Source organism: Atlantibacter sp. RC6 (genome assembly GCF_014193285.1).
Classification (GTDB): domain Bacteria; phylum Pseudomonadota; class Gammaproteobacteria; order Enterobacterales; family Enterobacteriaceae; genus Atlantibacter.
Genome location: NZ_JACHZE010000002.1, coordinates 161205 through 174607, shown reverse-complemented (window position 1 = coordinate 174607; position 13403 = coordinate 161205). Strand labels below are relative to the sequence as shown.

Annotated in this window: 12 protein-coding genes; 7 read left to right on the top strand and 5 right to left on the bottom strand. The window is 56.7% G+C overall.

All coding sequences use genetic code 11. The features are described 5' to 3' along the window. Nucleotides 1–31 precede the first annotated feature (31 nt). The 3 genes from FHW74_RS05830 to FHW74_RS05820 are packed head-to-tail and all read left to right on the top strand — an operon-like array spanning nt 32 to nt 1321. Entirely contained in the window at nt 32–523 is a 492-nt protein-coding gene (locus tag FHW74_RS05830; protein ID WP_183169580.1) for an Hcp family type VI secretion system effector, read from the top strand. A 10-nt stretch (nt 524–533) separates the two neighbouring features. Beyond that, nucleotides 534–890 (top strand): tlde1 domain-containing protein, encoded by a 357-nt coding sequence (locus FHW74_RS05825; RefSeq protein ID WP_183169947.1) that lies wholly within the window; start codon nt 534–536, stop codon nt 888–890. Continuing rightward, on the top strand, nt 887–1321 hold the full coding sequence (locus FHW74_RS05820; RefSeq protein WP_183169579.1) for a hypothetical protein: 435 nt from the start codon (nt 887–889) through the stop codon (nt 1319–1321). The genes FHW74_RS05825 and FHW74_RS05820 overlap by 4 nt, the downstream gene beginning before the upstream one ends. Before the next feature lie 84 nt (nt 1322–1405). On the opposite strand, the gene FHW74_RS05815 is transcribed toward FHW74_RS05820, so the two are convergent. Both FHW74_RS05815 and FHW74_RS05810 read right to left on the bottom strand, forming a co-directional pair. Next, a complete protein-coding gene (locus FHW74_RS05815; protein ID WP_183169578.1) occupies nt 1406–1720 on the bottom strand; it encodes a putative quinol monooxygenase in 315 nt (104 codons plus the stop codon). 89 nt (nt 1721–1809) lie between these two features. Beyond that, entirely contained in the window at nt 1810–2391 is a 582-nt protein-coding gene (locus FHW74_RS05810; protein ID WP_183169577.1) for an NAD(P)H-dependent oxidoreductase, read from the bottom strand. A 249-nt stretch (nt 2392–2640) separates the two neighbouring features. On the opposite strand from FHW74_RS05810, the gene parC reads away from it, so the two are divergent. The 4 genes from parC to FHW74_RS05790 all read left to right on the top strand — a co-directional run bounded on the left by parC (nt 2641) and on the right by FHW74_RS05790 (nt 9615). Further along, complete coding sequence (gene parC, locus FHW74_RS05805; protein WP_183169576.1) at nt 2641–4911, top strand: DNA topoisomerase IV subunit A; 2271 nt, start codon at nt 2641–2643, stop codon at nt 4909–4911. Nucleotides 4912–5135: 224 nt separating this feature from the next. Continuing rightward, nucleotides 5136–5873, top strand: a complete 738-nt coding sequence (locus FHW74_RS05800) for a 1-acylglycerol-3-phosphate O-acyltransferase (RefSeq protein ID WP_183169575.1) — start codon at nt 5136–5138, stop codon at nt 5871–5873. A 57-nt stretch (nt 5874–5930) separates the two neighbouring features. Next, complete coding sequence (gene ftsP / locus FHW74_RS05795; protein ID WP_183169574.1) at nt 5931–7343, top strand: cell division protein FtsP; 1413 nt, start codon at nt 5931–5933, stop codon at nt 7341–7343. An 88-nt stretch (nt 7344–7431) separates the two neighbouring features. Next, nucleotides 7432–9615, top strand: a complete 2184-nt coding sequence (locus FHW74_RS05790; RefSeq protein ID WP_183169573.1) for a YgiQ family radical SAM protein — start codon at nt 7432–7434, stop codon at nt 9613–9615. 37 nt (nt 9616–9652) lie between these two features. Here FHW74_RS05790 and FHW74_RS05785 read toward each other — a convergent pair whose 3' ends face one another. The 3 genes from FHW74_RS05785 to yqhD all read right to left on the bottom strand — a co-directional run bounded on the left by FHW74_RS05785 (nt 9653) and on the right by yqhD (nt 13374). Continuing rightward, on the bottom strand, nt 9653–11110 hold the full coding sequence (locus tag FHW74_RS05785) for a DASS family sodium-coupled anion symporter (RefSeq protein WP_370527982.1): 1458 nt from the start codon (nt 11108–11110) through the stop codon (nt 9653–9655). A gap of 170 nt (nt 11111–11280) precedes the next feature. Further along, nucleotides 11281–12108, bottom strand: a complete 828-nt coding sequence (dkgA, locus tag FHW74_RS05780; RefSeq protein WP_183169571.1) for a 2,5-didehydrogluconate reductase DkgA — start codon at nt 12106–12108, stop codon at nt 11281–11283. A gap of 102 nt (nt 12109–12210) precedes the next feature. Next, nucleotides 12211–13374 carry an alcohol dehydrogenase gene (gene yqhD / locus FHW74_RS05775; RefSeq protein ID WP_183169570.1) on the bottom strand — a complete coding sequence of 388 codons (1164 nt, stop codon included), beginning with the start codon at nt 13372–13374 and terminating at the stop codon, nt 12211–12213. Between the last annotated feature and the right edge of the window lie 29 nt (nt 13375–13403).

The following is a 13403-nucleotide window of genomic DNA, read 5'->3' as shown; positions in this document are numbered from 1 at the left end:
ATTAATGCGTTTTATAAATGGAGTTTAAAAAATGGCAATTCCCGCATATTTATGGCTGAAAGACGATGGCGGCGCTGATATCCGAGGTTCGGTTGATGTTAAGGGACGTGAAGGCAGCATCGAAATAACGGGTATTAATCACGACGTAATGCAACCCACAGATATACATACAGGCAAGGCGACCAGTCTCCGCGTGCATTCGCCGTATTCATTTGACAAAGAGATCGACTCCTCCAGCCCTTATCTGTACAAGGCGGTAACGACGGGTCAGACGCTCAAATCTGCTGAGGTCAAATTTTATCACATCAATGACGCTGGTCAGGAGGTGGAATATTTCTCGACGCTGATGGAAGGCGTGAAGATTGTCGGCGTCTGTCCGATGATGCTGGACGTTAAAGACCCGCGCCACGAAAAGCATAATCATATGGAACTGGTTGAATTGCTATACGAAAAAATCACCTGGCGTTATGTCGACGGTAACATTATTCACTCTGACAGCTGGAACGAACGCGCAACTGCGTAAGGAGAACAATATTATGTGGACGTATCATCAGTCGACCGGCGAAATGTATGATGACTGTGAGTTGGTCGAAACCGGTTACTCAGGTGCATTGACGAATAAAAACAACCCCGACCGCCAGCATGTGAAGGGGCTTGGCCCATTGCCGCGAGGTACCTATAAAATTGCCGGGCACTCAACGTCAAAGGGACCCGTGACAATTATTCTGGAACAAACTTCAGGAGAATCGTTTGGTCGTTCAGATTTTCGCATACATGGCGAGCGTGTTCATGGTCCTGCGGGGTTTGCTTCCGAGGGTTGTATTATTCTTTCATTGGCGACACGTCGAAAAATACTGCGCTCTGGAGGGAATCTGGAGGTTGTCCGATGATGCGACTGGTCGTTTTGCTGCTGGCGGGGCTAACCCTTCCGGTATTTGCTGCCGTTATTGACTGGCCCGCCGCGCTGCGGGGAGTGGCAGCAGGCGATGTGGACTGGTTAGAGCGCACCCCTGAACTGGCAGCCGTTGCCGACATTAAGCAGGCACAGGAACTTGAGGACGCGCTGGCTGTTGCGCTAACCACAAATACCCGCGCCACACTGGTCGCGCTGCGAAAGATTGACGCCGGGAACTGGCCGCATATGGTAGGGACCGATATCGTGTGTACACCACCGACTGATAAACCGTCAGCGGAGGTCATAGCGTTCTACCAGCGCACACGGCAAGCCCTGCTGAAGACAAGCGAAGGCGCACAATGTCTCTGGGTTCTTGAAGCATCCTGGGAAGAACTAAACGCAGACAAAGCTCGGCAAGGCCGGTAAAATCCTTTACCCGGTCAGTTAATGACCGGGTCGGCATTCTGCTGCGATGAATCTTCATCGCCTTTTTTGTTCCTGAATAAGCGCTTAAACGCCCTGTTCCAGAATACGGATATGGGTTTCCAGCACGTCGCCTTTTACCGCCTCGCTCCAGGCTTTCATATGTGGCGTTTGAAGGTGCGCTTCGAGGTGCGGCACGCTTTCCCACTGCTCCAGCATCACGATGGAGTCCGGCGCGGTGGACTGGAAGCTCACCTGGGCGTTAACGTCCACCAGCGGCGCATAGCCGTGGCAGCCTTCTTCCGCCAGCACAGCGGGAATGATTTTGGCAAACTGATCCAGCACCGCCTGGCGATGATGGGCGCCCGGACGCGTGCGGATCTCGGCAATAACTGTCAGCATGAAAAACTCCTTGTGATAAATCCGTAGAACAGCAGCCGCAGGCGGCAAGTCGCGGCTCTCTTGATCAGGATAGAGTAACAGGCATTCAGTTAAGCAAAAATCGCTGCCAGATGCTCGCGATATTCTTGAATATAACGCGGCACGTCCGGCATTTTGATCACGTCATTGGTGATAAAAGTCGGCAGCGCGTCCATGCCAAGGAACTGATTGGCCTTATGGAATGGCAGATACACGCCGTCTACGCCCACGCCGTGGAAGAACTGATCTTCATCGGTGAACGCATCAAGCGGCGCGTTCCAGGTCAGGGAGAGCATATATTTGGTGCCCTGAATCAGGCCGCCGGAGCCGTATTTTTTGCTGGCGTCGGCGCGGGAACGGCCATCGCTGGCGTACAGGGCGCCGTGGCCTTCGGTAAATACATCATCAATGTATTTTTTCACGGTCCAGGGCGCGCCCATCCACCAGCCCGGCATCTGGTAAATCACCACGTCGGCCCAGACGTATTTCTGCACTTCGGCCTGAATATCGTAATCGCTGTCGGCGCGGGTCACCTGAACATCGTGTCCGAGGTCGCGCAGAAAGCTTTGCGCGACGTCGGTCAGGGTGTCGTTAAGCTGGCCTTTAGAGTGCGCGAATTCTTTCGCGCCGTTGATGATAAGCACGTTGCTCATTATTTATCCTCGAATAATTGCATTTGGCATGAATGATAGCGGATCGGGCGGGACGGTAAAATGTGCAAAAAGTGCAAAGACTTTTGCCAGATGAGCAATAATCAACGATTACAGCGCTAGTCTGATTACTGGTGTTAAATACAGGAAAGATCCCATCCCACGCTGGGACTCGCTCCTCAGATAAGGTACTATCTGCGGCAATATTGCCGCTACTTCACCCTGCGGCCCCTGTTCGAGGTATAACGATTAATGAGTGACATAACTCAGGATGGTGCAGAGCGTCTTGCGCTGCATGAGTTCACGGAAAACGCCTATCTGAACTACTCCATGTACGTCATCATGGACAGGGCGTTACCCTTTATCGGCGACGGTTTAAAACCGGTACAGCGCCGCATCGTGTATGCGATGTCGGAACTGGGCCTCAACGCCAGCGCCAAGTTTAAAAAATCGGCCCGTACCGTGGGCGACGTGTTGGGTAAATACCATCCGCACGGCGACAGCGCCTGTTATGAGGCGATGGTGCTGATGGCTCAGCCGTTCTCCTATCGTTATCCGCTGGTGGATGGCCAGGGGAACTGGGGTGCGCCGGACGATCCGAAATCCTTCGCGGCGATGCGTTATACCGAATCGCGCCTGTCGAAATACGCCGAACTGCTGCTCAGCGAGCTGGGCCAGGGCACGGTGGATTTTGTGCCTAACTTTGACGGCACCTTAGACGAGCCGAAAATGCTGCCGGCTCGGGTACCGAATATTCTGTTAAACGGCACCACCGGCATCGCGGTAGGTATGGCGACGGATATTCCGCCGCACAACCTGCGCGAAGTGGCGAAAGCCACCATCAGCCTGATCGATAACCCGAAAACCACGCTAGACGACGTGCTGGACATCGTCCAGGGTCCGGATTACCCGACCGAAGCGGAAATCATTACGCCACGCGCCGAGATCCGCAAAATCTACCAGAGCGGCCGCGGTTCGGTGCGGATGCGCGCGGTGTGGAAGAAAGAGGACGGCGCGGTGGTGATCACGGCGCTGCCGCACCAGGTTTCCGGCGCGCGCGTGCTGGAGCAAATCGCCGCCCAGATGCGCAATAAAAAGCTGCCGATGGTGGATGACTTACGTGACGAGTCAGACCATGAGAACCCGACGCGTCTGGTGATCGTGCCGCGCTCCAACCGCGTGGATATGGAGCAGGTAATGAACCACCTGTTCGCTACCACCGATCTGGAAAAGAGCTATCGCGTTAACCTGAATATGATCGGCCTGGATAATCGCCCGGCGGTGAAAAACCTGCTGGAGATCCTGACCGAATGGCTGGCGTACCGTCGCGATACCGTGCGCCGCCGCCTGAACTATCGTCTGGAAAAAGTGCTCAAGCGCCTGCATATCCTGCAAGGCTTGCTGGTGGCATTCCTCAACATCGACGAAGTGATTCACATCATCCGTAGCGAAGATGAGCCGAAGCCGGTACTCATGTCCCGCTTCGAACTGAGCGAAACCCAGGCCGAAGCCATCCTTGAGCTAAAATTGCGCCATCTGGCGAAGCTTGAAGAGATGAAAATCCGCGGCGAGCAGGACGCGCTGGAGAAAGAGCGCGACCAGATCCAGGCGATTCTGGCCTCTGAGCGCAAAATGAACACCCTGCTGAAGAAAGAGTTGCAGGCCGACGCCGACGCCTATGGCGATGATCGTCGCTCACCGCTGCACGAGCGCAGCGAAGCCAAAGCCATGAGCGAGCACGACATGCTGCCGTCGGAGCCGATTACCATCGTGCTGTCCCAGATGGGCTGGGTGCGCAGTGCCAAAGGCCACGACATCGACGCGCAGGGCCTGAGCTACAAAGCGGGTGACAGCTGGCTGGCCTCCGCGAAAGGCAAGAGCAACCAGCCGGTGGTGTTTATCGACTCCACGGGCCGCAGCTATGCCATCGACCCCATCACGCTGCCGTCGGCGCGCGGGCAGGGCGAGCCGATCACCGGCAAGCTGACGCTGCCGCCGGGCGCGGTGGTTGAGCAGATGCTGATGGGCAATGAGGAGCAGAAGCTGCTGATGGCCTCGGATTCTGGCTACGGCTTCGTCTGCACCTTCAACGATTTGATTGCCCGCAACCGGGCAGGCAAAGCGGTGATCACCCTGCCGGAAAACGCCCATGTGCTGCCGCCGATCGAAATCGTCAGTGAACAGGACATGCTGCTCGCCATCACCGCCGCAGGCCGTATGCTGATGTTCCCGGTGTCTGACTTACCGCAACTGTCTAAAGGGAAGGGGAATAAAATCATCTCCATTCCGTCAGCAGAAGCGGCGAAGGGCGACGATAAGCTGGCGCACCTGCTGCTGTTGCCGCCGCAAAGCACCCTGACCTTCCACGTCGGCAAACGCAAAATCAAAATGCGCCCGGAAGAGCTGCAAAAAGTGCATGGGGAACGCGGGCGTCGCGGCACCCTGATGCGCGGCCTGCAACGCATCGACCGTATCGACGTGGATTCGCCGCTGCGTCCTGACGCAGGAAACAGCGAAGAGTAATCACGCGCCGACCATCGCGGCAGCGGGAGCTTCTCTCGCTGCCGTTATCCCGCAGTACGTCAGCGTAACTTTTTTATAACTCAGCCATTGTGTGTTGATGCGTCGCGCATAAGAATACGCGTTTGGGAAATTAGCCGTATTGTGCCGCGGTCATCCTCGACCGGAGCGGTGTTTTTGCGACAAAGCCAGTATACTTGTCTGCGACAAGGGCTTCAGAGGTAGTTATGTTACTTATTCTTCGTATTATTTTTGTCGTGATCTACTGCATTGTTGTTTGCATCCTGGGTTGTATCTGGTGTTTGTTCAGCCCGCGCAATCCGCGCCACGTCGCTACCTTTGGCCATATGTTTGGCCGCCTCTCCACCGTTTTTGGATTGAAAGTCGAAAAGCGTCTGCCGCCAGGCGCCGAGCAGTTTGGCAATGCCATTTTTATCGCCAACCACCAGAACAACTACGATATGGTCACGGCGGCGAATATCGTGATCCCGCCTACCGTTACCGTGGGTAAAAAAAGCCTGCTGTGGATCCCGTTCTTCGGGCAGCTCTACTGGCTGACCGGCAACCTGCTGATCGACCGCGACAACCGCGCCAAAGCGCACGGCACTATCGCCCAGGTGGTGCAGCAGTTTAAAAAACGCCGCATCTCTATCTGGATGTTCCCGGAAGGCACCCGCAGCCGCGGTCGTGGCCTGATGCCGTTTAAAACCGGCGCGTTCCATGCGGCGCTGGCGGCAGGCGTGCCGATCATTCCGGTTTGCGTCTCCAACACCCACGGCAAAATCAATCTTAATCGCTGGAATAACGGCCTGGTGATTGTGGAAATGCTGCCGCCGATTGATACCTCTGCCTGGCAGAAGGATCAGGTGCGTGCGCTGGCGACCCATTGCCGTGAAGTGATGGAAGCCAAAATCAAAGAGCTGGACCAGGAAGTGGCCGAGCGCGAAGCATCTGGCAATATCTGAGTTTTACCTCGCGAGGGGCCCTTCCTCGCGATTTTGACAGTTTACACGGAGCAAAGTATGTCATTCAGTCGGCGTCAGTTTATTCAGGCATCGGGATGGGTTCTCTGTGCAGGCGCAGCGCCACTGACGGCACATGCGGCAGGGCAGCAGCAACCGCTGCCGATCCCGCCGCTCCTCGAATCACGACGCGGTCAGCCGCTATTTCTTACGCTGCAACGCACCCACTGGTCGTTTACGCCGGGCACCCGGGCGCAGGTCTGGGGCGTCAATGGCCGCTATCTGGGGCCGACAATCCGCGTCTGGAACGGCGATGACGTCAAGCTGATTTACAGTAACCGCCTGCCTGAAAACGTGGCGATGACGGTGAGCGGTTTACAGGTTCCCGGCCCGCTGATCGGCGGCGCCTCGCGCATGATGTCCGCCAGCGCCGACTGGGCACCGGTGCTGCCGATCCGCCAGTCCGCGGCGACGCTCTGGTATCACGCTAACACCCCTAATCGCAGCGCCCAGCAGGTTTACAACGGCCTGGCGGGAATGTGGCTGGTGGAGGACGAGGTCAGCAAAGCGCTGCCGATCCCTAACCACTACGGCGTGGACGATTTTCCGGTGATCATTCAGGACAAGCGGCTGGATAATTTCGGAACGCCGGAATACAGCGAGCCGGGTAGCGGCGGGTTTGTCGGCGACACCCTGCTGGTGAACGGCGCGCAAAGCCCGTATGTGGACGTGTCCCGTGGCTGGGTGCGGTTGCGCCTGCTGAACGCCTCTAACGCCCGCCGTTATCTGTTGCAGATGAGCGATGGCCGTCCGTTGCATGTTATCTCCAGCGACCAGGGCTTTCTGCCCGCGCCGGTTTCCGTCAAGCAGCTTTCCCTCGCGCCGGGCGAACGCCGCGAAATCCTGGTGGATATGACCAACGGCGATGAAGTTTCTATCACCTGCGGTGAAGCGGCGAGCATCATGGATCGCCTGCGCGGCTTCTTTGAGCCTTCTAGCATTTTGATCTCCACCCTGGTGCTGACGCTGCGCCCGACCGGTTTGCTTCCGCTGGTAACCGATACGCTGCCGATGCGTTTGCTGCCGAACAACATTCTGGACGGCAGCCCGGTGCGCAGCCGCGATATCACGCTGGGCGACGATCCGGGGATTAACGGCCAGTTGTGGGATATGAAGCGTCTGGACATCACCACTCAACAGGGCTCCTGGGAGCGCTGGACGGTGCGTTCCGATTCGCCGCAGTCGTTCCACATTGAGGGCGTCCAGTTCCTGATCCGCCATGTCAACGGTGCCGCGCCGTTCCCGGAAGATCGCGGCTGGAAAGACACGGTATGGGTCGATGGGCAGGTAGAGCTGCTGGTTTATTTCTCGCAGCCATCCTGGGAGCACTTCCCGTTCCTGTACGGCAGCCAAACGCTGGAGATGGCGGATCGCGGATCAATTGGCCAGATTCTGGTGAACCCGGCACCGTAAACGTTTTGTTATTACCTCTTCTTTTCTGGCGGCGATACAACGTATAATCGCCGCCCTTTGTCTATTTTTTTACCACCCCGGAAGCATTATGAGCGCTATAAGTCTGATCCAACCCGATCGCGACCTTTTCTCCTGGCCCCAGTATTGGGCCGCCTGTTTCGGCCCGGCGCCGTTCTTGCCGATGTCCCGTGAGGAAATGGATCAACTTGGCTGGGATAGCTGCGACATCATTCTGGTTACCGGGGATGCCTACGTCGACCACCCGAGCTTCGGGATGGCGATTTGCGGACGCATGCTGGAAGCCCAGGGCTTTCGCGTCGGCATCATCGCTCAGCCGGACTGGAACACCAAAGACGATTTTATGCGTCTGGGCAAACCGAACCTGTTCTTCGGGGTGACGGCGGGCAACATGGACTCGATGATTAACCGCTACACCGCTGACCGTAAGTTGCGTCATGACGACGCCTATACGCCGGATAATGTGGCGGGTAAACGTCCCGATCGCGCGACGCTGGTATACACCCAACGCTGTAAAGAGGCGTGGAAAGACGTGCCGGTGATCCTCGGCGGCATCGAAGCCAGCCTGCGCCGTACCGCGCATTATGATTACTGGTCTGATACCGTGCGCCGTTCAGTGCTGGTGGATTCCAAAGCCGACATGCTGATTTTCGGCAACGGGGAGCGCCCGCTGGTAGAAGTGGCGCACCGTCTGGCGCAGGGCGAGCCGGTGGGGCAGATCCGCGATGTACGTAATACCGCCATCATGGTGAAAGAGGCGCTGCCGGGCTGGAGCGGGGTGGATTCGCGTATCATCGATATGCCGGGCAAGATTGACCCGATCCCGCATCCTTACGGTGAAGATTTGCCATGTGCCGATAACAAGCCGGTCGAGCCGAAGAAAGCCGAAGCGAAAGCCGTTGTCGTGCAACCGCCACGTCCCAAACCGTGGGAAAAAACTTACGTACTGCTGCCGTCGTTTGAAAAAGTCAAAGGCGACAAAGTGCTTTACGCGCACGCGTCGCGCATTCTGCATCATGAAACCAATCCGGGCTGTGCGCGGGCATTGATGCAAAAACACGGCGAGCGTTATATCTGGATCAACCCGCCTGCAATCCCCCTGTCCACCGAAGAGATGGACAGCGTGTTTGCCCTGCCGTACCAGCGCGTACCGCATCCGGCATACGGTAACAGCCGCATTCCGGCGTATGAGATGATCCGCTTCTCCATCAACATCATGCGCGGCTGCTTTGGCGGCTGCTCTTTCTGTTCGATTACCGAGCACGAAGGGCGCATTATTCAAAGCCGCTCAGAAGACTCGATCATCAACGAAATCGAAGCGATTCGCGACACGGTTCCCGGCTTTACCGGCGTGATCTCTGATTTAGGCGGACCTACCGCCAATATGTACATGCTGCGCTGTAAATCGCCGCGCGCGGAACAAACCTGCCGTCGTTTGTCGTGCGTGTATCCGGATATTTGCCAGCACATGGACACCAACCACGAGCCGACGATCAATCTTTATCGCCGGGCGCGAGACCTGAAAGGCATCAAGAAGATCCTGATCGCTTCCGGCGTGCGTTACGACATCGCTGTGGAAGATCCGCGTTACATCAAAGAGCTGGCGACCCACCACGTTGGCGGCTATCTGAAGATTGCGCCGGAGCACACCGAAGAAGGCCCGCTGTCGAAAATGATGAAGCCGGGCATGGGCAGTTACGATCGCTTTAAAGAGCTGTTCGACACCTACTCTAAGCAGGCCGGTAAAGAGCAGTATCTGATCCCGTACTTTATCTCCGCGCACCCCGGTACGCGTGACGAAGACATGGTCAACCTGGCGCTGTGGCTGAAACAACGCCGCTTCCGTCTGGATCAGGTGCAAAACTTCTATCCGTCACCGCTCGCTAACTCCACCACCATGTATTACACCGGCAAGAACCCGCTGAGTAAGATTGGTTACAAGAGTGAAGACGTGGTGGTGCCGAAAGGGGATAAACAGCGTCGTCTGCATAAAGCGCTGCTACGTTATCACGACCCAGCCAACTGGCCGCTGATCCGTCAGGCGCTGGAGGCAATGGGTAAAAAACACCTGATCGGCTCACGCCGCGATTGCCTGGTGCCTGCGCCGACCATTGAAGAGATGCGTGAAGCGCGCCGCCAGAATCGCTATACCCGCCCGGCACTGACCAAACATACGCCGGTAGAGCATCAGCGGCAGACACCGACGGACAATAAAAAACGCGTTAAAACTGCTGCTAAAGCGCGTCAACGTTAATGAGAAAAGGGGGAAGAATTTCCCCCTTTTTTACGGCTTAATACAGCCCCAACACCTTCCACCACGCCAGCCCCACGCCCATAAATATGGCCTGGTTCACCAGACTGACCACAAACCCGGTGCGCCACCATACGCCGGTCGGCACATACCCTGCGCCAAACAGAATCGGGCCGCGGGCGTGGGTATACTGAGTCAGTGAGCAATACAGGCTGCTGCTGAACGCCAGCATGAACGCCAGCGGGACAATCGGCAGGCCGAGATGGCTACCCACGCCGAGAAACACCGCGTACAGCGCGGCGATTTGCGCGTTGCCGCTGGCAAAGAAGTAGTGAGTATAAAAATACGCGGCGTTAAGCAGTAGCAGCACCACAACCCAGCTGGTTCCCTGCAACAAGCTCGCCAGGCTTTCACCAATAAGGTTACCAAACCAGGTGGTAAAGCCGAGTTTCTTAAGCTGGTTCGCCATCATCAGCAGGGCGGCAAACCAGATCAGCGTGTCCCATGCGCCTTTTTCGCTTTTGACGTCTTCCCAGGAGAGAACGCCGCTTAACAGCAAAACCGACAGCCCGACAAACGAGGCGGTAGTCGGGTCAACACCCAGGGTATCGCCAAAAATCCACAGCACCAGCAGTAGCACAATGGTGCCGAGCATCAGCCATTCGCCTTTCGCAATCGGCCCCATCTTTTCCAGTTCACTGATAGCCAGTTTTGGCGCATCGGGCGTATGGGTGATAGTAGGGCACACCAGCGCATACACCAGCAGCGGTACCACGATCAGCGACACCAGGCAGGGCAGCAGCGCCGCTAAAAACCAACCGCCCCAGGTAATGGTCACGCCAGCGTTTGCCGCCAGCTTCACCGCCAGCAGGTTGCCGGTATAGCCGGTCATAAACAGCGCGGCGGTGATGTCATTGACGTTGCCGATGCAGGCAATCAGGAAGGTACCGATCTTGCTGCGCGATTCATCTTCCGGGCGGGAATCAAAACTGCGGGAAAGCGCATCGGCAATAGGGTAGATCACCCCGCCGCAGCGCGCGGTGTTGCTGGGCATCGCCGGGGAAAGGATCAAATCGGCAAACGCCAGGCCCCACGCCAGCCCCAGGGTGCGCTTACCCAGCAAGCGGATCATTTGCAGGGCGATGCGCCGCCCGAGACCGGTTTTGATAAACCCGCGCGCGATCATAAACGCCACCACAATAAGCCAGATCAGCGAACTGTTGAGCTCGCTCAGCGCGGTGGTAATGGCTTCGCTGGCTTTCACGTCGCCCGCTGCGCGTACCAGGGCAAACACCGTAATACCAATAATCCCCACCGCGCCAATCGGCAGCACGTTCGCCACGATGCAGACGATGGTAGTCACGAAAATCACCGCGCTGTGCCAGGCGGGAAGGGTTAACCCGCTGGGCGGTGAAAGCTGCCACAGCAGCCCAGCCGGGATGAGAATCACAATCAGCTTAAGCCAGTTAACGGCCCGGGAAGAGGTCTCAACCACGATGAAATCCTTATCAGAAAATTATTGGAAGTAGTAAATCATTCAGGTTATGAATAATTACTTGATAGATAAGAATTTTATCGATGAAGAGAAAGGGGCTTACTGTTTGAGCGCAGAAATGGGAATTAAAAAATTCTGAAAAAAAACCCGGCGCTGGACGCCGGGTTTGGAGGTTATCCGCCGAATTGATCCGGGTCCGGCCCCAGCCGTTTGCCCTGATCGAGTTTGGCGATATCGCCGAGTTCGTCTTTATCAAGACGGAAATCCCAGACGTCAAAGTTTTCCACAATGCGGGAAGGCGTGACTGATTTCGGGATCACCACCAGACCGGAGTCGAGGTGCCAGCGGATCACGATCTGCGCCGGGGTCTTGCCGTACTTATCCGCCAGTTCGCGGATCACTTTCTGGTCAAACACCCCTTCGCCGCCCTGAGCCAGCGGGCTCCAGGATTCCGTCTGGATCTTGTGCGTGGCGTTCCAGGCGTGCAGCTGGCGCTGTTGTAATAACGGGTGCAGTTCGATCTGGTTGATCACCGGCGTGACGCCCGTTTCATCAATCAAGCGCTGCAAATGGTTAATCTGGAAGTTACATACCCCGATGCTTTTGGCGAGCCCCTGCTTTTGCAGCTCAATCATCCCTTGCCAGGCGTCGACATAGTGATCGATTGCCGGCACCGGCCAGTGCATCAGATAGAGATCGACATGATCGAGCTTAAGCTTCTCAAGACTCTCCTCCAGCGCGTGTTGAGGGCGCTGCTGATCGTCATTCCACAGTTTGGTGGTGATAAACAGTTCTTCACGCGGGATGCCCGCGCTGTGAATGGCTTGCCCTACGCCCTGTTCGTTTTTGTATGCCGCAGCGGTATCAATGGAGCGATACCCCACCTCGAGCGCTTTATGAATGGCCGGGACGACTTCGTCATTCCCTGCCTTCCACACGCCAAGGCCGAGCTGTGGCATAACATTACCGTCCTGAAGCTTAATTACGGTCGGATTTGCCATAAATTCCTCCTTTTGGAATACCCCGCAAGGTGCTGCGGGGTAAGTCGAGTGACTTAATTCTGGACGAAAAAGCCGAAAACGAAAGGTTGGTCGGTAAAAAGCTTAGCGTGCGGCTTCGTAAATTTTACGGCTCACATCCAGGGTAATGTCTTTGTGTTCACCGAGTTTCGTCATGCCATGTTCTTCCAGCTTCGCCAGCAAACCGGGGATGGAGCTGCCGTCGAGACCATAGCCGGAAAGGGTGGTCGGCACGCCCATCTGCTCGAAGAAATGGCGGGTCGCGGCGATGGCGGCATCAATACGCGCGTCTTCGCTGCCTTCGGTGATTGCCCAGACGCGCTCCGCGTACTGCAACAGCTTGGCGCGTTTTTCATTGCGCTTGATGTTGAGCAGTGACGGCAATACCACCGCCAGCGTCTGCGCATGGTCAAGGCCGTGCATCGCGGTGAGTTCGTGGCCCAGCATATGGGTTGCCCAGTCCTGCGGCACGCCCGCGCCGATCAGGCCGTTCAGCGCCATGGTCGCCGCCCACATCACGTTGGCGCGCACGTCATAGTTTTCCGGCTCAGACAGCGCTTTCGGGCCATCTTCCACCAGCGTCAGCAAAATGCCTTCCGCGAAGCGGTCCTGCACTTTGGCATTCACCGGGTAAGTGATGTACTGCTCAACGGTATGAACAAAAGCATCCACCACACCGTTTGCTACCTGACGCGGCGGCAGGGTATAGGTGTAAACCGGATCGAGCACCGCGAACACCGGCTGTACGAACGGAGAATGGAACGCCTGTTTGTCGCCAGTGGCACGACGGGAAATCACCGCGCCTTTGTTGGATTCAGAACCGGTGGCGGGCAGGGTGAGTACCGATCCCATGGGGATAGCGCGGGTGATTTTGCTGCCGGAGGTCTGGAGAATTTCCCACGGGTCGACGTTGTCCGGGTAGAGCGCGGCGGCGGCGATAAACTTGGTGCCGTCCAGTACTGAACCCCCACCGACAGCCAGCAGGAAAGTCACGTTCTCTTTACGGGCCACGTCAACCGCTTTCATCAGCGTTTCGTAGGACGGGTTCGGCTCAATGCCGCCGAATTCCAGTACGTCCAGCCCTTTCAGCGCGTCATATACCTGGTCCAGCACGCCGGTTTTCTTGACGCTACCGCCGCCGTAAGTGATCAACACGCGGCTGCCTTCTGGAATTTGCGCCCGTAGCTGAGCGATGGAATTTTTACCAAACAGGATTCGGGTTGGGGTATGCAGATCGAAATTATTCATGGGAACTCCCGTTAAGTGGGTGAACAGAG

Coding starts and splice junctions, on each gene's coding strand:
- FHW74_RS05790 (WP_183169573.1), top strand. CDS start 7,432: ATGAGCGCTATAAGTCTGATCCAACCCGATCGCGACCTTTTCTCCTGG.
- FHW74_RS05830 (WP_183169580.1), top strand. CDS start 32: ATGGCAATTCCCGCATATTTATGGCTGAAAGACGATGGCGGCGCTGAT.
- yqhD (WP_183169570.1), bottom strand. CDS start 13,374: ATGAATAATTTCGATCTGCATACCCCAACCCGAATCCTGTTTGGTAAA.
- parC (WP_183169576.1), top strand. CDS start 2,641: ATGAGTGACATAACTCAGGATGGTGCAGAGCGTCTTGCGCTGCATGAG.
- FHW74_RS05810 (WP_183169577.1), bottom strand. CDS start 2,391: ATGAGCAACGTGCTTATCATCAACGGCGCGAAAGAATTCGCGCACTCT.
- ftsP (WP_183169574.1), top strand. CDS start 5,931: ATGTCATTCAGTCGGCGTCAGTTTATTCAGGCATCGGGATGGGTTCTC.
- FHW74_RS05815 (WP_183169578.1), bottom strand. CDS start 1,720: ATGCTGACAGTTATTGCCGAGATCCGCACGCGTCCGGGCGCCCATCAT.
- dkgA (WP_183169571.1), bottom strand. CDS start 12,108: ATGGCAAATCCGACCGTAATTAAGCTTCAGGACGGTAATGTTATGCCA.
- FHW74_RS05820 (WP_183169579.1), top strand. CDS start 887: ATGATGCGACTGGTCGTTTTGCTGCTGGCGGGGCTAACCCTTCCGGTA.
- FHW74_RS05800 (WP_183169575.1), top strand. CDS start 5,136: ATGTTACTTATTCTTCGTATTATTTTTGTCGTGATCTACTGCATTGTT.